We start from the raw sequence: 18921 nt of genomic DNA on the forward strand, positions 1-18921 counted from the left end.
CGGTGGCCACGGGCCCTTCCCCGTGCCCGGAGCGGGTCAGGCCTGGCCGGTCGGCTTCGCCGGGCAGACCGTGCCGGCCGGCGGGACCTTGCCGTCCAGCAGGTAGGCGTCGACCAGCCCCCGCACGCACGTGTCGCCGCTGTTGTACGCGCCGTGCCCCTGGCCCTTGTACGTGACCTCGACGCCGACGCCCTTGCCCAGCTCCTCCACCATGTGCCGGGCACCCTCGTACGGCGTCGCCGGGTCGCCGGTGTTGCCGATCACCACGATCGGCGCCGCGCCGGGCGCGCTCACGTCCGGGGTCTGCCAGGCGCCGGGCACCGGCCAGGGCGTGCAGCTCATCATGGCCCAGCCGAGGTAGTCGCCGAAGACCGGTGAGGCGGCCCGGAACCCGGGCAGCTCGGCCCTGGTCCGCTCCAGGGAGTAGCGGTCCTTGGAGTCGGCGCAGTTGATGGCGGTGTTGGCGGCTCCGATGTTGCTGTACGTGCCGTCCGGGTTGCGGCCGTTCATCGCGTCGGACAGGGCGAGCAGGAGCTGGCCCTGGCCGCCCTCGGCCTCGTCCAGCCCCTGTTCCAGCAGCGGCCAGTAGTCCTTGGAGTAGAGGGCCTGGGCGATGCCGCCGGTGGCGGCGGTCGCGGTCAGCTTGCGGTCGCCGATGCCGGGGATCGGCTGGGTCTCGAGGGACTTCTGCAGGGCGACGATGTTGTCCTCGATCTCCTTGACGGTGCTGCCCTGGAGGCGGCAGGCGTCGCCGCGGTCGACGCAGTCCTTGGCGAAGTTGTCGAGGGCCAGCTGGAAGCCCTTGGCCTGGCCCAGCGAGCCCTGGAGCGCGGTCTTGGTGGGGTCGACCACGGCGTCGAAGACCGCCCGGCCGATGTTCTGCGGGAAGAGGTGGGCGTACACGCCGCCGAGCTCGGTGCCGTAGGAGATGCCGAAGTAGTGGAGCTTGTCGTCGCCGAGGGCCTCGCGCAGCCGGTCGAGGTCGCGGGCGGCGTTGAGCGTGCCGACGTACGGCAGGACCCGGCCGGACTTCTGCTGGCAGGCGGCGGTGTACCGCTTGGAGTTGTCGACGAAGGTCTGCACCTCGGCGGGGGTGTCGGGGGTGCCGTCCACGGCGTAGTACGCGTCGAGCTGCTGGTCGTCCTCGCAGCGCACGGCGGCGCTGCGGCCGACCCCGCGCGGGTCGAAGCTGACCAGGTCGTAGCGCTCGTTCAGGCGTGCGTAGTCCTTGGCGGCGCTGGGCAGGGTGGCCACGCCGGAGCCGCCGGGGCCGCCGAAGTTGTAGATCAGCGAGCCGATGCGCTCCTTCTGGTTCTTGGCGCGGGACCGGATGACGGCGAGCTCGATGGTCTCGCCGTCGGGCCGGCTGTAGTCGAGGGGTACGTCCAGGGCCGCGCACTCCCACTCCTTGCCCGGGGCGTCGCCGGTGCCCTCGGCCGGGGCCGGCGCGGGGCAGGGCGCCCAGGAGAGTGACTTCGGCCGGGCCTTCTGACTTCCGTCGTCGTCGGAGCAGCCGGTCAGGGGCACGAGGGCCGCCGCGGCGAGGGCGAGGGCTGCCGTGCGCAGCGTGACGGTTCGCGACATACGCCCCATCCTGCGGGGGCCGCCGGGGGCCCGCCCCGCCGGTGGGCCGGGTGGGTGAGCGCGGGTGGAGGCCCAGCCGTGGCCTTGCTCGGTGTGCGGGGGCGTTCGCCGCGTTCGTGGCGGGTCACCCGGTGCAACGCATCACGGGAGTGCCGCCCCGTGATGTGTGGGGGAGGTGCTTGACGCGTCGTGGCAGGCTGGTCCGGAGGCGGGCCCGGGTCTGGGTGGCCGCAGGCCAGGGCGAAGCCCCGAAGCCCAGAGGTGGGCCTGCCGCAGGGCCTGCAGGCCGCGACGCGTCAAGCACCAAGGGGACCCGCACAGCACGGGGCGGCCTCGCAGCGAGCCCGCCCCGACACCGCCGCGCAGCACACGCGACGCGGCACACCGCGTCAGGGGCTCGCTTCGCGGGGCCGTCCCGTGGTGCGTGGGTCCCCTCGGTGCTTGACCCGGCAGGGCCTGCAGGCCCTGCGGCAGGCCCACCCCAGGGGCAAGGGGCTTCGCCCTGGCCTTCGGCCACCCCTGGCCCGGGCCTGCCTCCGGACCAGCCTGCCCTACCGCCTCAAGCACCTCCCCCACACACCACGGGACGGCCGACTCCCTCGAGTCCCTCGCACCGGAGGGTCCGCCACGGGACGCCGCGGCGGACCTGTCGCACCGCGGCGACCGCCCCGGGGGTCGCACCTCCCGGGGCGGCCCCTTGCTCAGACCGGCGCGAGTTCTCGGCGATCGGTCCGGCGGGCCGCGGCGAGGGCGGGGTCCAGGGAGGGGACGGCCGAGAGCAGTCGGCGGGTGTACGGGTGCCGCGGGGCGCCGTACACCTCGTCGACCGGGCCCTCCTCGACGACCAGGCCCTGCCGCATGACGGCGACCCGGTCACTGACCTGGCGTACGACGGCCAGGTCGTGGGCGATGAACACCAGGGCGAGGCCGAGTTCCTGCTGGAGTTCGGTGAGCAGGGCGGTGACCTGGGCCTGCGTGGTCACGTCGAGGGCCGAGACGGGCTCGTCGCAGACGATCAGACGGGGGCGGGGGGCCAGGGCGCGGGCGATGCCGACGCGCTGGCGCTGGCCGCCGCTGAACTCGTGCGGGTAGCGGTCGTAGTGGGTCGGGTCGAGGCCGACGCGTGCCAGCAGTTCGGCGACGCGGGACCGGACCGCTCCCTCGTCGCGTTCCCCGGCGGCGCGCAGCGGGTCGGCGATGGACTCGCCGACGCTGCGGCGGGGGTTGAGGGAGGAGCCGGGGTCCTGGAAGACCATCTGGGCGCCCGCGGCGATGCCGGTGGTGGGGGTGCCGTCGTGGCGGACCTCTCCTCCGGTGGGGGCGAGCAGTCCGACGAGCATGCGGCCGAGGGTGGACTTGCCGCTGCCGGACTCGCCGACGATGCCGAGGGTCTCGCCGGGGGCGAGGCTGAGCGAGACGCCGTCCACCGCGGTGACCTTGCGTCTGCCGCGGCCGAACTCGCGGCGGAGGTCCACGGCTTCGACGACGGGGGCCGGGGGCTGTGCGGGGGTGGGGGCGGGTACGCGTGCGTCCGACGTCGCGCCGGCGGGAGCGGCCCCCGCGCCGTCGGTCGGTTCCAGTCGCGGTACGGCCGCCAGGAGGGCGCGCGTGTAGGCCTCGGTCGGGGTCGCGAGGACGGTGGCCACCGGGCCGCGTTCCACCGCGGAGCCGGACTTCATGACCAGGAGGTCGTCCACGCTCTCCGCCGCCACGCCGACGTCGTGCGTGACCAGCAGCAGGCCGAGGCCGCGCTCCTCGCGCAGGCCGTGGAGCAGGTCGAGGATCTGGGCCTGCACGGTGACGTCGAGCGCGGTGGTGGGCTCGTCCGCGATGAGCAGGTCCGGGTCGCAGGCCAGGGCCATGGCGATCAGGGCCCGCTGGCGCATGCCGCCGCTGAACTCGTGCGGCCGGGCGCGGGAGCGGCGTACCGCGTCGGGGATGCCCACCCGGTCCAGCACCTCGACGGCGCGGGCGCGGGCGGCGCGCCGGGAGACGTCGTGGTGCACCCGGTGGACCTCGGCGATCTGGTCGCCGACCGCGTAGTACGGGTCGAGGGAGCTGAGCGGGTCCTGGAAGACCATCGCCGCGCGCCCGCCGCGCAGCCGGCGGAGCTCGGCGGGACCGGCGGTGGTCACGTCCGTGCCGGCCACCCGGACCGTGCCGGTCAGCCGGGCGCCGGTGCCCTGGTGCAGGCCGAGCAGGGCCGCGGCGACCGTGGACTTGCCGCTGCCGGACTCGCCCACGATGCCGAGCGCCCGGCCGGGGGCCAGGGTGAACGAGAGGCCGTCGACGGCCCGTACGGACGCGCCGGACTCCCCGACGGGGAAGTCGACGGACAGGTCCGTGACCTCGACGAGGGGCTGGACGGGATGCGTGCTCATGCCAGGGCCACCCTTCGGTCCGCGGCGGCGTAGAGGAGGTCGGCGAGGGCGCCCGCCACGACGACGGCCGCGCCGATGACGAGGACGACGCCCACGACCACGGGCAGGTCGACCACCCGCACCCCGTCGATGAGGGTCTTGCCGAGCCCGGGGATCCCGAAGAGGGACTCGGTGAGCACGGCGCCGCCCATCATCGTGCCGAGGTCGATCGCGCTCAGCGCGACCACGGGCGGGACGGCGCCGCGCAGCGCGTGCCGCACGACCACGGCCCGCTCCCCCACGCCGTAGGCGCGGAAGGTGCGGATGTGGTCCTCGGCCAGGGTTTCGAGGGTGGAGCTGCGGGTGAGCCGGGCGTACTTGGCGCTCTCGAAGAAGCCGAGGGTGACCCAGGGCAGGAGCAGGTTCCAGGCCCACTGCTCGGGGTCGTCGGAGAAGGGCACGTACGTCGGGAACGGCAGCCATTGCAGGTAGGCGCACACGGCCATGAGCAGGAGCAGGCCCAGGATGAAGACGGGCGTGCCGGTGGCGGCGAGGGTGAGGACGGTCAGGGCGCGTTCGGTGAGCCCGCCGCGGCGCAGCGCGGACAGGACTCCGCTGCCGACACCGATGACGAGCCAGATGACCAGGGCGCCGAGGGCGAGCGAGAAGGTCGCGGGCAGCCGGTCGAGGATGATCTCGGTGACCTGCTGGTCGTTCTGGTACGAGAAGCCGAGGCAGGGCGCGTCGCAGTGCAGGACCGCGGTGCCGGCCGAGTAGTCGCGGCCGGCGACCAGGCCCTGGAGGAAGTGGCCGTACTGGGTGAGGACCGGGTCGTTCAGGCCGAGCTGCTCGCGCACCTGGGCGATCTGCTGCGGGTTGCAGCGCTCGCCGCAGGCCAGTCGCGCGGGGTCGCCGGGGGCGAGGTAGAAGAGGCCGTAGACGGCCGCGGACAGCAGGAGCAGCACGAGCAGGGCGCCCGCGGTGCGCTTGAGGACGAAGCGGGTCACGCTCCGGCTCCCTTCGGGGTGGTGCGGGCCGTACGGGTGCGCGCCTTCCGCGTGCCCACCCGCAGCCGCCCGGCCTCGCGCGGGTCGAGGGCGGCGCGCACCGCGTCGCCGAGGACGGTGAAGGCGAGGACGGTGACGAAGAGGAGTCCGGCGGGCAGCAGGACGTAGGCGGGATCCGCCAGGAACCAGGTCTGGGCGCCGGACAGCATCTGCCCCCAGGAGGGGGTGGGCGGCTTGACGCCGATGCCGAGGAAGGAGAGGGAGGCCTCGGTGACCATGTTGGCGGGCAGCAGGATCGCCGCGTACGTGATCACGGGTGCGGCCAGCGAGGGCAGCAGCTCGCGGCGTGCGACGGCCAGGCGGCCGCGGCCCGAGAGCCGGGCGGCCTCGACGAAGTCCAGCCCGCGCAGGGACAGGGTCTGGGCGCGGACGACCCGGGCGGTGCCGCCCCAGCCGAGCAGTCCGATGATCAGGACGAGCAGCAGGGGGCGGGGGAAGTCGGCGGGGACGACGGCGGTCAGGGCGATGCCGAGGACGAGGCCGGGCAGCGCGATCATCACGTCGGTGGCGCCGCCGACGACCGCGTCGACGAAGCGGTTGCCGAGGGCGGCGGTGAGCCCGGCGGCGATGCCGACGAGGACCTGGACGACGGTGGCGCCGAGGGCGACCAGCAGCGAGACGCGGGCGCCGTACAGGAGGCGGGTGAACAGGTCGCGGCCGGTGCCGGGTTCGACGCCGAGCCAGTGCTCGGCGCTCGCGCCGCCGAAGGAGCCGACGGGGACGCCGCCGCGGGCCGAGTCCACGAGGTCGTCGTGGAAGGCGTTCGGGTCCTGCCCGACCAGGTGGGCGAGGAGGGGGGCGGCGAGGGCGAGGAGGACGAGCAGGGCCAGCACGCCGGCCGCCGCGAGGGCGGCGGGCCGGCGGCGCAGCCGGCGCCAGGCCTGGCGGGCGGCGCCCGCGGCGGGGGCGGTGGCCCCCGCCGCGGGTCCGGCCGGGGCCGGGCGGGTGGACGGTACGGCGGTCACTTCACCGACACCTGCGAGATGTCGAGGACGCCGGTCCAGTCGCTGATGACGACGTTCTTGACGTCCTTGCCGACCAGCCGCTTGTAGACGGGGTGGAAGAGCGGGACGTCGAGGGCCTGCTCGCCGATCTTCCGGTCGAGGGCGCCCCAGCGCTTGGCGGCGGCGTTCAGGTCGGTCAGCTTGTTGATCTCGTCGATCTCCTTGTTGACCGCGGGGTCGTTCAGCTGCGCGTGGTTGTAGTTGGAGCCGTTGGTGACGATCTGCCGGCCGTCGAAGATCGGGGCCAGGAAGGGGCCGCCGGAGGGCCAGTCGGCGCCCCAGCGGGAGATGAAGAACCCGGGGGTGTTCTTGGCGTCCCAGCGGCGCTCGTTGAACGCGTTGTTCTCCAGGCCCTCGAGCTTGACCGTGATGCCGGCGGCGGCCAGCGCCTGCTGGACGGCGGTGGCGACCTCGGGGCTGGTCTGGCGGTTCTGGGCGGTGGAGTGGGTGAGCGTGACGGTCAGGCCGTCGGCGAAGCCGGCCTCCTTCAGCAGGGCCTTGGCCTTGGCCGGGTCGCCGGCCTTGCCGGCCGGGAAGTGGTCGTACGGCGTGTGGCCGAAGGCCGCCTGCTCGGGCAGGAAGGTGGTGGCGGCCTCGGCGAGGGCGGAGCCGCCGGCGGCGTTGACGACGCTGGTGCGGTTGATCGCGTAGGAGATCGCCCGGCGCACCTTGGGGTTGTCGAAGGGCTTCACCTTCGGGTTGAACGCCAGGTAGTTGGTGTAGCCGAAGTGGCCGGTGCCGACCCTGGAGGCGAGCTCCTCGTTGCCGGTGATCTGGGCGAGTTCGGCCGGGCCGAGGTTGGTGTCCGTGGTGACGGCGGCCGCGTCGGGGCCGGTGCTCGTGGACAGGCGCTGGTTGATGACGGCGGGGTCGAGGCCGGAGCGGACGTCGATGGTGTCGGGGTAGGCCTTGCGCTCGGCGTCGGTGGCCTCGGACCAGTGCGGGTTGCGCTCCAGGACGAGGCGCTCGCCGTCGTTCTCGTTCCTGACGACCTTGTACGGGCCGGAGGAGACGGGGTGCTCCTCGTACTTCGCGCCGGTGTCCTTGGCCTTGGGGACGGGCGCGAACTGGGTCTGGGTGGCGACGAAGGGGAACTCGCCCTCGGGCTTGCGCAGTTTGAAGACGATCGTCCGGGCGTCCGGGGTGACGATCGAGTCCAGGCCCTTCTTGTCCTTGTAGGGGCCCTGGTACCGCTCGCCCCCGACCAGCCAGTCGCGCAGGTAGGGGGCGCCGCCGGAGAGCTCGGCGGCGAAGGACCGCTCGATGCCGTACTTGATGTCGGCGCTGGTGATCGGGGTGCCGTCCTCGTACTTGAGGCCGTCCTTGAGGGTGTACGTCCACTCGGTGGCGTCCGCGTTGGGACGGCCGGTGTCGGTGGCGAGGTCGGGGACGACCTTGGTGCCGGCGGCGCCGTTCTCGCGGTTGCGGGTGGTGAGCGTGCGGAAGACCAGCGACGGGACGTTGCCGCCGCCGGAGGTGTAGAGGCGCGCGGGGTCGAAGTCGTTCTGGGGGTCGGAGTTGAGGACGGTGAGCGTGCCGCCCTTGCGGGGCTGGCCCGCCGCTCCGGCCGTGCCGCCGTTCTCGGCCGAGCCGTCCTGGGGACCGCACGCGACCGCGCCCCCCGCCAGGACGACGCTGACGGCGGCCGCGGCCACGCCGCGGGATATCTGGGACTGGAGACGCATCGGAACGGGAACCTCTCGGCAGGAAGGATTTCAGGGGAAATGTCCCGCGAGGGGCGGCGAAGGGCACACCGGGCCGCACCAGGAAGTGCGGGGGGAGGCGGTGCGGAAAGCACGAAGCCGCGCCTGCGGGCGTGGGGAGGCCCGGGCGCGGCGGAAATCGCGAAGTGACGGTCGACGCGCGCGCTCAGGCAGGCGTCAGCTACAGAGGATGTCGGCCACGCTGTGCGCGGTCACGCCGAGCAGCGCCAGCTCGATGGCGGCGCTCGCGGAGGCGGCGTGGTGGGTCGACATGCCCAGAACGATTGCCGATCGACCCGTCGATGTCAAAGCCGCGCGGTGGAGCGCGGCCGGAGCCGGCACCCGCCACGGGGCCCCCGCACGGCACCCGCGGGGGTCGTCGGCGGGAGCGGTCACACGGCTCAACTCCCGGGATACACCCAGGGGTTGGGCCGGCACTTGATGCCGTCGAGGTCGAGGGACTTGGTCTGCTGCTGCATGATCGGCGCGAGCGCGCCGGATGTGCGGCAGTTCACGTGGCCGTGACCGAGTCGGTGGCCGACCTCGTGGTTGATCAGCATCTGGCGGTAGGCGAACATCTTGTCCGCGCCGAACGTGACCGCGCCCTGCGCCCACCGGAAGGCGTTGATCATCACGCGCTCGGTCTTGGCCGAGTCGCAGGAGACGTTCTGCTCGGTGGTGTCGAGATCGGACTTGGCGCACCAGGTGCCGGTGGTGCCGGGGCTGGCCAGGGTGATCACGAAGTCGGACTCGCCGGAGGACACCCGCTCGAAGGTCATGTCGCCGTCGTGGGCCCAGCTGCGGCGGTCGTTGAGGGTGCGCTGCACGGCCTCGGCGAAGAGCGCGCCGTCCAGGGCGAGCCCCTTCTCGATGTCCACGCGGTAGCGGACCTTGCGGCCCTTGCCGGGGGCGGGGGCGGCACCGGGCACGGTCTCGAACTGTCCCGACCCCTGGAGCTTGGGGTCGAGGGGGTACTGCTGGGCCATCTTCTGCTCGAAGGTGAGCGCCGCCGCGGGCGCGGCGGGCGTGGCCGCCGGGGTCGTGCGGTCGTCGGAGCGCGAGGCGGCCGAGGCGGCCCCGCCGCGCTGGTCGCCGTCGTCGGCGGCGCGCGCGCCGACCCGGTCGCCGTCGTCGCCCGTGACCTGGCCGGCGACCACGACGGCGAGCGCCACGGTCACCGCGGCGGCGGCGATGCCGGTGTACGTCCGCACCCGCAGCCCGCCGCGCCGGGACGCGACCTCGTCCTCGCGCCGCGGCCGGGGCACGGTGGGCACCACGTCCTCCGCCGGCGCCCGGCGGGTGCCGGCGCCCGCGCCGCGGGGGGACCCGGCGGCGTCGTGCACGGGCGGGAACGCGCCGGTGTCGCCGACGCGGGGGAACGCCCCCGTGCCGGTCGCGCGGGGGACGGCACCGGTGTCGCGCACCGCGGCGAAGCCGCCGGTGTCGCGCGCGGACGGCCCGGCCCCGGTGTCGTACGGGGCCTGGCGCGACGGCGCGAAGTGGCCGGCGGGGCGGGCCTCTTGGACGCCGCCCGCCGCGCGGGCATGCGGAAAGCCCCCCGTGTCCTGCACCCGCGGGAACGCGCCGGTATCGCGGAACGCCTCGAACTCCCCCGTACGCCCGACGGCTTCGAAGGCACCGGTGTCGTGCGGGGACGGGAAGCCGCCGGTGTCGTGCACCGACGGGAAGCCGCCGGTCTCGTGCACGGACGGGAAGGCCCCCGTCTCGTACGGGTCCTCGTGACCGGGTGCGAAGTGGCCCGCCCCCCGGGCCCCTTGGAACTCACCCGTCGCCCGGGCATGCGAAAAGCCCCCCGGGTCCTGCACCTGCGCGAACCCCCCGGTGTCCCGGAAGGCGTCGAAACCGCCGGTCTCCTGCTGCACCGCGGCGAAGCCGCCGGTCTCGTGGACCGCGGCGTAGGACCCGGTGTCCTGGAAGGCGGCGAAGGACCCCGTGTCGTACGCGTCCTGCGCGGGCCGCGGGACACCGCGCCAGTCGCCGTAGACGGCTCCCGCGTCGGCGGACGCGGGCCGTGCGGCCCCGGCGGGGGCGTACCCCGGATGGGCCGCCGTCGGTTCCGTGGAGGCCGCCGGCGGCGGCCCCTTGCGGCTATGTCGTCCCACCGCCGCCTCAGCTCCCACCCTCGTCGTCCGCCGCCGTGCGGTCGGTGTCCCGCAGCAGGCCGCGGAAGGCGTCCGCGACCACGTCGGGGTACTCCATCATCGCCACGTGCCCCGCCTCCGGCAGGCTCAGGAGCCGCGATCCGCGGAACGCGGCAGCGGCCTTGCGCGCCATCCGGTACGACACGAGCTGGTCCCGGCCGCCGTACACGAGCAGCGTCGGGGCCAGTACGCGCTCCGCCTGGCGCCAGAGCCCATGCTGCCCGCCCAGCGTGTACGCGTCCACGATCCCGCGGGCGGAACGGGCCATCGCGTCCCAGAAGTACGGCAGCGTCATGCGCCGCTCCATCTCCTCCACCGCGTCCCGGAACCCCTCGGGCGTGACCCGCGACGGGTCCCCGTAGCAGAGCCCCAGCACCCCGCGGACCCGCTGCTCCGCGGTGAGGTCCCTGGTCAGCCGGGTGAACAGCGCGGGCACGCCCGGCACGGCGAGCAGTGCCGTCGGCACCGCCGAGCGCTGCACCCGCAGCTCCGGCAGGGCGGGCGAGACGAGGGTGAGGGTGCGGACCAGGTCCGGGCGCGCCGCGGCCACCCTTGTGGTGACGGCGCCGCCCAGCGAGTTGCCGAACAGGTGGACGGGACCTCGCCCGCTCGCGTCGAGGTGGCGGATGACCGCGCGGGCCAGCCCGGTGACGGAGTAGTTTCCGTCGTCGGGCGGCGGGGAGTCACCGAACCCGGGCAGGTCGAGGGCCTCGCCGTCGACGTCGCCCTCCAGCCGCTCCATGAGATCCGACCAGTTCAGCGAGGAACCGCCGAGGCCGTGGACGTACAGGGCCGGCGGCAGCCCGGTTCGGGCCGGCGGCCGGGACCGGACGCTCAGCGTCAGACCGGGCAGCGACACCCGGCGCAGCTGCTCCCCCTCGGCCACCCGCACGGCGCCCACCTGGGACGACGCCGCTGTGGTGGCGCGGACTCCCGGCAGCTCGGTCGAAGACATGGGGGCAATGTTACGAGACGATCACGCGCGCCCTCGTGTGTTCGCCCTCACAGATCCGCGTAGCGGCGCACCTCTGACTCTCCTAGGCTCGTAGTGACAAGGGAAAGAGGGGAGCCACATGACTGTCGATCCCGCGGAGCCGGACACCTTTCAGGACAGGTTCCAGGAGGCGCTCGACGCCGAGGCCCCGGAGGCGGACGCGGCCGAACAGCACACCGAGCTGAACCCCCGCGAGGACGAACCCCTCACCGCGGACGACCGGGTCGAGACCCCGGAGGCGGACGCGGTCGAACAGGCGCGCGTCGTCTCGCTCGACGAGGACGACTACCGCTGAGCAGTGCCGGGCGGGACCCGGCCCGGCGGGCGTCCGGAAGCGGAGTACGGGGTATTCGTACAGGTCCGCACGGTGCCCGCCGTTGTCCGTACACCGAGAAAAGTCGGTCCGGACCCTCCAGATTCGGTTACCGAAAAGTACGATGGCGGGCGCGGCGCGCAGCGCACGCGGCGGCGCACAGCGCGCACGACAGAGAGAAAGTGGGAGGCGGCGTGACAGCCATCGAGCAGACCGAGGCGGCGCGCCCGCGGGGCACACGCCTGCCGCGCCGAGCCCGACGCAACCAGCTCCTGGGCGCGGCCCAGGAGGTCTTCGTGGCACAGGGGTACCACGCGGCGGCGATGGACGACATCGCGGAGCGCGCGGGAGTGAGCAAGCCGGTGCTGTACCAGCACTTCCCCGGCAAGCTCGACCTGTACCTGGCACTGCTGGACCAGCACTGCGAGGCGCTGCTCCTGGCGGTGCGGACGGCACTGGAGTCGACGAACGACAACAAGCAGCGCGTGGCCGCGACGATGGACGCGTACTTCGCCTACGTGGAGGACGAGGGCGGCGCGTTCCGCCTCGTCTTCGAGTCCGACCTGACGAACGAGCCCGCGGTGCGCGAGCGCGTGGACCGGGTCTCGCTGCAGTGCGCGGAGGCGATCTCCGACGTGATCGCCGAGGACACCGGCCTGGCCAAGGACGAGGCCATGCTGCTGGCCGTGGGCCTCGGCGGGGTCTCGCAGGTGGTGGCCCGGTACTGGCTGTCGAGCGAGAGCCCCGTGGACCGCGACAAGGCGGTCGGGCTCCTGACCTCGCTGGCCTGGCGCGGCATCGCCGGCTTCCCGCTGCACGGCCAGGAGCAGGGCCAGGGCTGATGCCCCGGCGGTGTTCCCGCACCGTGTTCGCTCGCAGCGTGGCGCAGGCGCGGCGTGGCCTGCGCTCGCCGGGCTACTGTGTCCGGGTACGGCGCGGTGATCGCGCGCCCCGGACCGTCGGAGGGACATAGCCGTGGAGGTCAAGATCGGCGTGCAGCACGCACCCCGGGAGATCGTGCTGGAGAGCGGACTGAGCGCCGAGGAGCTGGAGGCTGTCGTCGCCGACGCCCTCACCGGCAAGACTCAGCTGCTCAGCCTGACGGACATCAAGGGTCGCAAGGTCCTGATCCCGACCGACCGGCTGTCGTACGTCGACATCGGCGAGCCGTCGGTGCGCAAGGTCGGGTTCGGCGCCGCGTAACCGGTGCGCAGGGGTCCCGTCGGACCCTCGTAACACACAACTGAGAGAAACGGCCCGGTGGTTCCTCCCACCGGGCCGTTTCCGTGCCCGCCGGGGTGGCCGAGGGTTGTGCGCCGCACGCTTCGGGTAGGACCGCCTACGACCCGATTTGCCCCTGGCCGTGCGGGAGGGACTTGATGCTCGTGGTGGAAGCGTTCGGCTCCGCTGTTCTGGGTCTCGCCCTGTCCTGGCTGGCCGTCAGGAGACTGCCCGGGCGGCTGCCGTCCGCACGCGTCGTGCTGGTCACGGGGGCGCTGGGGGCGATGTTCGGCGGCTACCTCACGCACTACGCCCTGGGGCCCGGGCACCGGACGCTCGCCGTGTCGCTGCTGGGCGCCGCCCTGGTGGGCGCGGCGGCCCTGTCCCTGCTGCTGCGGACCCGCCCGACGGGCAGGGCGCCGTTCTCCCTCCCCTCCGGAGGGTGAAACCGGCGCGAGGGGCGCGCGGGCGCCGACGGGCCGGGGAGCGGACGGGACCGGGAGGCGGGCCCGTGGCGCGCCCCCCGGGGGAACCGGTCGGGCCGGTGGTCAGGCGGCGAGGCCCAGGGCGGCCATGCGCTTGGTGTGGGCCTTGGTGATGCGGGTGAACATCTCGCCGACCGCGGCGAGGTCGAAGCCCGCGGCCATCCCGTCCACGCCGCCGACCAGCATCGTCGACAGGGCGTCGCGCTCGGCGACCACGCGCTGGGCCTGCGACAGGGCCTCGCCCATCAGGCGGCGCGCCCACAGGGCCAGCCGGCCGCCGACGCGCGGGTCGGCCTCGATGGCGGCCCGGACCTTCTCCACGGCGAAGTTGCCGTGGCCGGTGTCGTCCAGCACGCCCAGGACCAGGGAGCGGGTGTCGGAGTCGAGGTGGGTGGCGACCTCGCGGTAGAAGTCGCTGGCGATCGAGTCGCCGACGTACGCCTTGACCAGGCCCTCCAGCCAGTCGGAGGGGGCGGTCTGGCGGTGGAAGTCGTCCAGGGCCTTCGCGAAGGGCTCCATGGCCTCGGTCGGGTCCACGTCCACCGCGGCCAGCCGGTCGCGCAGCCGCTCGAAGTGGTGGAACTCGGCGGAGGCCATCTTCGCCAGCTCCGCCTTGTCGGCGAGCGTGGGGGCCAGCTTCGCGTCCTCGGCGAGCCGCTCGAAGGCCGCGAGCTCGCCGTACGCCAGGGCACCCAGCAGGTCCACCACGGCCGCGCGGTACTGCGGCGAGGCGGCGGCGGTCGCCCAGTCCTGGGCGGCGATGCCCACGGGCTGCTCCTCGGCGCCGGTCGCGGACTCGGTGTTCGGGGTGTTCTCGGCGTTCTCGGCGTTCTCAGCGGTCTCCATGAACCGCACAATAGCCCGCCCGGACACAGGCGGAAGTGCCTGGTCAGTCACCCTGTACACGCCGCCGTGATGAATTCACCCAACAAACCTGCGCGAATCCGGGGTACAGTGCTATAGCGCCTGCCGGATACTCGGCGGGCCATCCGAATGAGGATGCCCGGTCGGTGGCCCGATCGGCTCCAACCGACCGCCCTCGATGCGGTGCGCGCTTACGCGCTCCACCGCCATGAGGGGCCCCCTCAGCGGCACGAGCGCTTGAGCGAAGGCAGTGGTCCCGCGTCATCCGGCCAGGCGGCTCTCTTCGAGCCGAGACCGGAGGTGCCCCCGGCGATGAGCCGGGGGAGCTATGCCAGGCACGGTAAGACCCCCTCTCGCCGCCTCGCGCCGCGTCTCACAGAAGAGGCAGCACCCTGACTACGTTCCGAGAGCTCGGGATCTTTCCCGAGACCGCCGAGGCCCTCGAAGCCGTCGGCATCGTGACCCCCTTCCCCATCCAGGAGATGACCCTCCCCGTCGCCCTCTCCGGCACGGACGTCATCGGCCAGGCGAAGACCGGTACGGGCAAGACGCTCGGCTTCGGCCTTCCCCTGCTGGAGCGCGTCGTCGTCCCCGCGGACGTCGAGGCGGGCCGCGCCAAGCCCGAGCAGCTCACCGACGCGCCGCAGGCGCTCGTGGTCGTACCGACCCGTGAGCTGTGCACCCAGGTCACCAACGACCTGCTGACCGCCGGAAAGGTCCGCAACGTCCGCGTCCTGGCCATATACGGCGGCCGCGCGTACGAGCCCCAGGTCGAGGCCCTCAAGAAGGGCGTCGACGTGATCGTCGGCACCCCGGGCCGCCTGCTGGACCTGGCCGGGCAGAAGAAGCTCGACCTGTCCCACGTCAAGGCGCTCGTCCTCGACGAGGCCGACGAGATGCTCGACCTGGGCTTCCTGCCCGACGTCGAGAAGATCATCAACCTGCTTCCGCCGAAGCGCCAGACCATGCTGTTCTCGGCGACCATGCCGGGCGCCGTCATCGGCCTGGCCCGCCGCTACATGTCTCAGCCCACCCACATCCGCGCGACCTCGCCGGACGACGAGGGCGCGACGGTCGCGAACATCACGCAGCACGTGTTCCGTGCGCACTCCATGGACAAGCCGGAGATGGTCTCCCGCATCCTGCAGGCCGAGGGCCGCGGGCTGGCGATGATCTTCTGCCGCACCAAGCGCACCGCCGCCGACATCGCCGAGCAGCTGGAGCGCCGCGGCTTCGCGTCCGGCGCCGTGCACGGCGACCTCGGCCAGGGCGCGCGCGAGCAGGCCCTGCGGGCCTTCCGCAACGGCAAGGTCGACGTGCTCGTCTGCACCGACGTCGCCGCACGCGGCATCGACGTCGAGGGCGTCACGCACGTCATCAACTACCAGTCCCCCGAGGACGAGAAGACCTTCCTGCACCGGGTCGGCCGCACCGGCCGCGCGGGCGCGAAGGGCACCGCCATCACCCTGGTCGACTGGGACGACATCCCGCGCTGGCAGCTGATCAACAAGGCGCTGGAGCTGGACTTCCACGAGCCGGAGGAGACGTACTCGACCTCCCCGCACCTCTACGAGCTGCTGAACATCCCGGCCGGGACCAAGGGCATCCTGCCGCGTGCCGAGCGCACCCGGGCCGGCCTGAAGGCCGAGGAGATCGAGGACCTGGGCGAGCCGGGCGGCCGCGGCCGCCGTTCGTCGGCCGCTCCGGCCGAGGAGCGCCCGGCCCGCACCCGTACGCCGCGGCAGCGCCGCCGGACGCGCGGCGGGGCGGACATCGGCCCGGACGCGGCCGAGGCCGTGGCCACCGCCGAGGGCACCGAGGGTTCCGCCGTGGCGTCCGAGTCCGCGGAGGCGGGCCCGAAGCGTCCGCGCCGGCGCCGTACCCGTGCCGCTGGCGCCTCCACCGCCGAGGCCGCGGTGGCCGAGGCCGCCGTGGTCGAGGCCCCGGCCGTCGACGCCGCCGTCGCGGAGGAGGCCCCGGCCAAGCCGCGCCGCCGCCGCACCCGCGCCGCCGCGTCCGACGCGGTGGCCGAGACCGCCGTCGTCGAGGCTCCCGCCGCCGACACCGCCGTCGCGGAGGAGGCCCCGGCCAAGCCGCGCCGCCGCCGCACCCGCGCCGCCGCGTCCGACGCGGTGGCCGAGACCGCCGTCGTCGAGGTCCCGGCCCAGGCCGGGGAGGCCGTCGTGGCCGACGCCCCGGCCGCGGAGGAGGCGCCGGCGAAGCCGCGTCGCCGCCGTACGCGTGCCGCGTCGGCCCCGGCCGAGGCCGAGGCTCCGGCCGCGGAGGCTCCGGCCGCGTCGGACGAGCCGAAGCCGCGTCGCCGCCGTGCGACCCGCAAGCCGGCGGACTCCCAGGAGTCCTGACCCGCTGTGTGAAAGGCCCGGCCCCCTGTGGGGCCGGGCCTTTCGCGTGTCCGGCGGCGGGGGCTTGGACGGGCGGGCGCGGGGGGCGAGAGCGATCGGAGGCGGGGCGATCGGGGGGTGGGGGCTCGCTTCGTGGGCCGTCCCGTGGTGTGTGGGTCCCCTCGGTGCTTGACCCGTCATGGCCTGCAGGCCCTGCGGCAGGCCCACCCCTGGGGCAAGGGGCGGTTTCTAGGGGTCGTTGCAACACGTGGTCGTGTTGGTTAGGCCGTGAGGAGTCTATGCAGGCGTTGGGCTGGGGTTTGCCAGTCGAGGGTTTTGCGGGGGCGGCCGTTGAGTTCGGCGGCGACGGCGTCGAGGTGTTCGCGGGTGTGGACGCTCAGGTCGGTGCCCTTGGGGAAGTACTGCCGTAGCAGGCCGTTGGTGTTCTCGTTGGAGCCGCGTTGCCATGGGCTGGCGGGGTCGCAGAAGTAGACCGGGATGTTGGTGGCGATGGTGAAGGAGAGATGCGCGGCCATCTCGCTGCCCTGGTCCCAGGTCAGGGAACGGACGAGGTGGCCGGGCAGGGTTTTGACGGTGGTCACCAGTGCGTCGCGGACGTGTTCGGCGCTGCGACCGTCGGGCAGGTGCAGCAGCATGACGTAGCGGGTGGCGCGCTCGACCAGGGTGCCGATGGCCGAGGCGCCGTCCTTACCGATGATCAGGTCACCCTCCCAGTGACCGGGCACCGCCCGGTCTTCCGCCTCTGCGGGCCGGTCACTGATCATGACCATGGGATCTTTGAAGCGGGGCTGGCGGCAGTCCGCCTGCCGCTGGGGCTTGCGGCGGGTGCGTCCACTGCGCAGGGCGCGGGCCACCTCGCGGCGTAGTTCGCCCCGGCCCTGGATGTAGAGGGCCTGGTAGACGGTCTCGTGGACCACGTGCATCTCCGGCCGGTCGGGGAAGGTCATCCGCAGAGCCTGGCAGATCTGCTGCGGGCTCCACCGCCGGGCAAGGCCGGCCTGGACGAAGTCCCGCAACTCAGGATTGCGGCGGATCTTCCCCGGCTTGGGGCGACGCCGACGGGCATCAGCGCGGGCCTGGGCGGCGTAGGGCCGATAGTGCCACCGGCCGCGGGGGTCGACCGTGCGGTTGCGGCGTATCTCCCGGCTGACCGTGGAGGGGCTGCGGCCCAGCTCGGCCGCGATGGCACGGACCGACGCCTCCTCCCGCAGCCGGTCCGCGATGTAGAGCCGCTCTTCCTCGTGCAGATACCGGGACGCACCCGAGGGCGGCACCACCGCTCGAGCCGACGGTGCCGCCTTCCGCCCGCGCTGCGGGCTGCGACCGTGACGCCATCGAACCCCGGTCTTCGCGTTGACACCGACGATCTGACACGCGTGCTCGTTGCTGAAGCCCTGCTGCATGAGCCGGAAGTATGTCTCCCGCTCACGCACCAACTTCTTCGGCCCCTGAGCCGTCCGAATCTCCCGGACCTTGAAATCCATCGCATCCCCCGAGCTGGGGTGTTGCAACGACCACTAGAACGGAAGAGGGGGCTCCGCCCCTGGCCTTCGGCCACCCCAGGCCCGGGCCTGCCTCCGGACCAGCCTGCCATGCCGCCTCAAGCACCTCCCCCACACACCACGGGACGGCCGCTCCCTTGGAGAGGCCATCCGCGTCGGGCACAACGGCCGCAGCGCGACCGGCCTCGGGGCGGCGGGCCTTGGGGCCGCGGGGCGCGTCCGGTGGCGGCGGGGTGGCCGAACCGGGGAACACAACCGGTCGGTAACGTGGGGGCATGAGCAAGCCGCCCCGGCTCACGCTGCCGGAACACGCCGTCGCCCGCCTCCTGGAGACCAGCCGCGGCCGGTTCGCCGTCCACGAGGCGGTGCCACCCTCGGGCGGGAAGGGCGTCGCGCTGCTCGTACCCGGGTTCACGGGCAGCAAGGAAGACTTCATCGGCCTCCTGGAGCCCCTCGTCGCGGCCGGCTACCACGTCGTCGCCGTCGACGGCCGCGGCCAGCACGAGACGCCCGGCCCCGACGACGAGGCCGGGTACGCCCAGGAAGAGCTCGCCCGCGACCTGCTCGCGCAGGCCGAGGCGCTGGGCGCGGCGGAGCAGCCGGTCCACCTGCTCGGGCACTCCTTCGGCGGTCTGGTCTCCCGCGCCGCCGTGATCCGCGCCCCCGGCCTGTTCCGGTCGCTCACCCTCATGAGCAGCGGCCCCGCCGCCATCGCGGAGGACCAGCAGGAGCGCACGAAGCTCCTGGTCGCCGGCCTGGAACTGATGGGCGACGACATGGAAGCGGTCTGGCAGGCCATGCGCGCCCACGACCCGGAGGACGCCCTGCAGGACTCCCCCGAGCTGGCGGACTTCCTGCACCGCCGCTGGCTGGCCACCAGCCGCTGGCAGCTCATGGCCACGGGCCGGCAGCTGATCGCCGAGTCCGACCGGGTGGCGGAGCTGGCCGAGGCGGCCCCGGCGCTGCCGAAGCTGGTCCTGTCGGGCGAGGTCGACTACGCCTGGCCGGTGCCGCGCATGGACGACATGGCGCAGCGCCTGGGCGCCCGGCGGGCCGTAGTCCCCGGCACGGAGCACTCCCCCAACGCCGAGGACCCGGCCACCACCGCCCGCGAGCTCGTGGCCTTCTGGGACACCGCCGCGTCAGCAGCCGCAGCCTCCGTCCCCGCCTAGCCCCTGACACCGCCCCCGCCCCGCACATCCTTGGCGGTGCCGGTGGGTCCCGTGGTGTGTGGGGGAGGCGCTTGACGGGGGTGGCAGGCTGGACCGGAGGCAGGCCCGGGCCGGAGGTGGCCGAAGG

The 18921-nt window shown here is 73.8% G+C and carries 16 protein-coding genes; 6 read left to right on the forward strand and 10 right to left on the reverse strand.

The genetic code is table 11. The annotated features are described in order from the left end of the window. Nucleotides 1-36 precede the first annotated feature (36 nt). The 8 genes from ACIQCH_RS35245 to ACIQCH_RS35280 all read right to left on the reverse strand — a co-directional run bounded on the left by ACIQCH_RS35245 (nt 37) and on the right by ACIQCH_RS35280 (nt 10835). The gene (locus ACIQCH_RS35245) at nt 37-1584 is read right to left on the reverse strand and encodes an alpha/beta hydrolase (protein ID WP_402587870.1); all 1548 of its coding nucleotides are present in this window, start codon (nt 1582-1584) and stop codon (nt 37-39) included. A 701-nt stretch (nt 1585-2285) separates the two neighbouring features. Next, nucleotides 2286-3965 carry a dipeptide ABC transporter ATP-binding protein gene (locus tag ACIQCH_RS35250; RefSeq protein ID WP_402587872.1) on the reverse strand — a complete coding sequence of 560 codons (1680 nt, stop codon included), beginning with the start codon at nt 3963-3965 and terminating at the stop codon, nt 2286-2288. After that, on the reverse strand, nt 3962-4951 hold the full coding sequence (locus ACIQCH_RS35255) for an ABC transporter permease (RefSeq protein ID WP_402587874.1): 990 nt from the start codon (nt 4949-4951) through the stop codon (nt 3962-3964). The genes ACIQCH_RS35250 and ACIQCH_RS35255 overlap by 4 nt, the downstream gene beginning before the upstream one ends. Next, the gene (locus ACIQCH_RS35260; RefSeq protein WP_402587876.1) at nt 4948-5976 is read right to left on the reverse strand and encodes an ABC transporter permease; all 1029 of its coding nucleotides are present in this window, start codon (nt 5974-5976) and stop codon (nt 4948-4950) included. Before ACIQCH_RS35260 ends, ACIQCH_RS35255 begins: the two co-directional genes overlap by 4 nt. Beyond that, nucleotides 5973-7700 (reverse strand): ABC transporter substrate-binding protein, encoded by a 1728-nt coding sequence (locus ACIQCH_RS35265; protein WP_402587878.1) that lies wholly within the window; start codon nt 7698-7700, stop codon nt 5973-5975. Before ACIQCH_RS35265 ends, ACIQCH_RS35260 begins: the two co-directional genes overlap by 4 nt. A gap of 195 nt (nt 7701-7895) precedes the next feature. Beyond that, nucleotides 7896-7991 carry an Ms4533A family Cys-rich leader peptide gene (locus ACIQCH_RS35270; RefSeq protein WP_324605143.1) on the reverse strand — a complete coding sequence of 32 codons (96 nt, stop codon included), beginning with the start codon at nt 7989-7991 and terminating at the stop codon, nt 7896-7898. A gap of 128 nt (nt 7992-8119) precedes the next feature. Continuing rightward, complete coding sequence (locus tag ACIQCH_RS35275) at nt 8120-9841, reverse strand: DUF3152 domain-containing protein (RefSeq protein WP_402587880.1); 1722 nt, start codon at nt 9839-9841, stop codon at nt 8120-8122. Nucleotides 9842-9848: 7 nt separating this feature from the next. Continuing rightward, nucleotides 9849-10835 carry an alpha/beta fold hydrolase gene (locus tag ACIQCH_RS35280; protein WP_402587882.1) on the reverse strand — a complete coding sequence of 329 codons (987 nt, stop codon included), beginning with the start codon at nt 10833-10835 and terminating at the stop codon, nt 9849-9851. A 118-nt stretch (nt 10836-10953) separates the two neighbouring features. On the opposite strand from ACIQCH_RS35280, the gene ACIQCH_RS35285 reads away from it, so the two are divergent. The 4 genes from ACIQCH_RS35285 (at nt 10954) to ACIQCH_RS35300 (ending at nt 12854) form a co-directional block, all read left to right on the forward strand. After that, the gene (locus tag ACIQCH_RS35285; RefSeq protein WP_402587884.1) at nt 10954-11169 is read left to right on the forward strand and encodes a hypothetical protein; all 216 of its coding nucleotides are present in this window, start codon (nt 10954-10956) and stop codon (nt 11167-11169) included. Between the two features lie 212 nt (nt 11170-11381). Then, the gene (locus ACIQCH_RS35290; RefSeq protein WP_030209039.1) at nt 11382-12029 is read left to right on the forward strand and encodes a TetR/AcrR family transcriptional regulator; all 648 of its coding nucleotides are present in this window, start codon (nt 11382-11384) and stop codon (nt 12027-12029) included. 133 nt (nt 12030-12162) lie between these two features. Beyond that, on the forward strand, nt 12163-12390 hold the full coding sequence (locus tag ACIQCH_RS35295) for a DUF3107 domain-containing protein (RefSeq protein ID WP_402587886.1): 228 nt from the start codon (nt 12163-12165) through the stop codon (nt 12388-12390). 176 nt (nt 12391-12566) lie between these two features. Then, nucleotides 12567-12854 carry a hypothetical protein gene (locus ACIQCH_RS35300; protein ID WP_402587888.1) on the forward strand — a complete coding sequence of 96 codons (288 nt, stop codon included), beginning with the start codon at nt 12567-12569 and terminating at the stop codon, nt 12852-12854. Nucleotides 12855-12956: 102 nt separating this feature from the next. Here the strand turns inward: ACIQCH_RS35300 and ACIQCH_RS35305 are convergent, their stop codons facing one another. Then, nucleotides 12957-13748, reverse strand: coding sequence for a ferritin-like fold-containing protein (locus tag ACIQCH_RS35305; RefSeq protein WP_402587890.1), 792 nt, complete (start codon nt 13746-13748; stop codon nt 12957-12959). A 467-nt stretch (nt 13749-14215) separates the two neighbouring features. Between ACIQCH_RS35305 and ACIQCH_RS35310 the strand changes: the two genes are divergently transcribed. After that, nucleotides 14216-16120 (forward strand): DEAD/DEAH box helicase, encoded by a 1905-nt coding sequence (locus tag ACIQCH_RS35310; protein ID WP_402587892.1) that lies wholly within the window; start codon nt 14216-14218, stop codon nt 16118-16120. Between the two features lie 260 nt (nt 16121-16380). Here ACIQCH_RS35310 and ACIQCH_RS35315 read toward each other — a convergent pair whose 3' ends face one another. After that, a complete protein-coding gene (locus ACIQCH_RS35315) occupies nt 16381-17523 on the reverse strand; it encodes an IS30 family transposase (protein ID WP_402587894.1) in 1143 nt (380 codons plus the stop codon). Between the two features lie 374 nt (nt 17524-17897). Between ACIQCH_RS35315 and ACIQCH_RS35320 the strand changes: the two genes are divergently transcribed. Beyond that, nucleotides 17898-18794, forward strand: coding sequence for an alpha/beta fold hydrolase (locus ACIQCH_RS35320; RefSeq protein ID WP_402587895.1), 897 nt, complete (start codon nt 17898-17900; stop codon nt 18792-18794). Nucleotides 18795-18921: the final 127 nt, after the last annotated feature.

This window comes from Streptomyces sp. NPDC093225, from assembly GCF_044753805.1.
Taxonomy (GTDB): domain Bacteria; phylum Actinomycetota; class Actinomycetes; order Streptomycetales; family Streptomycetaceae; genus Streptomyces.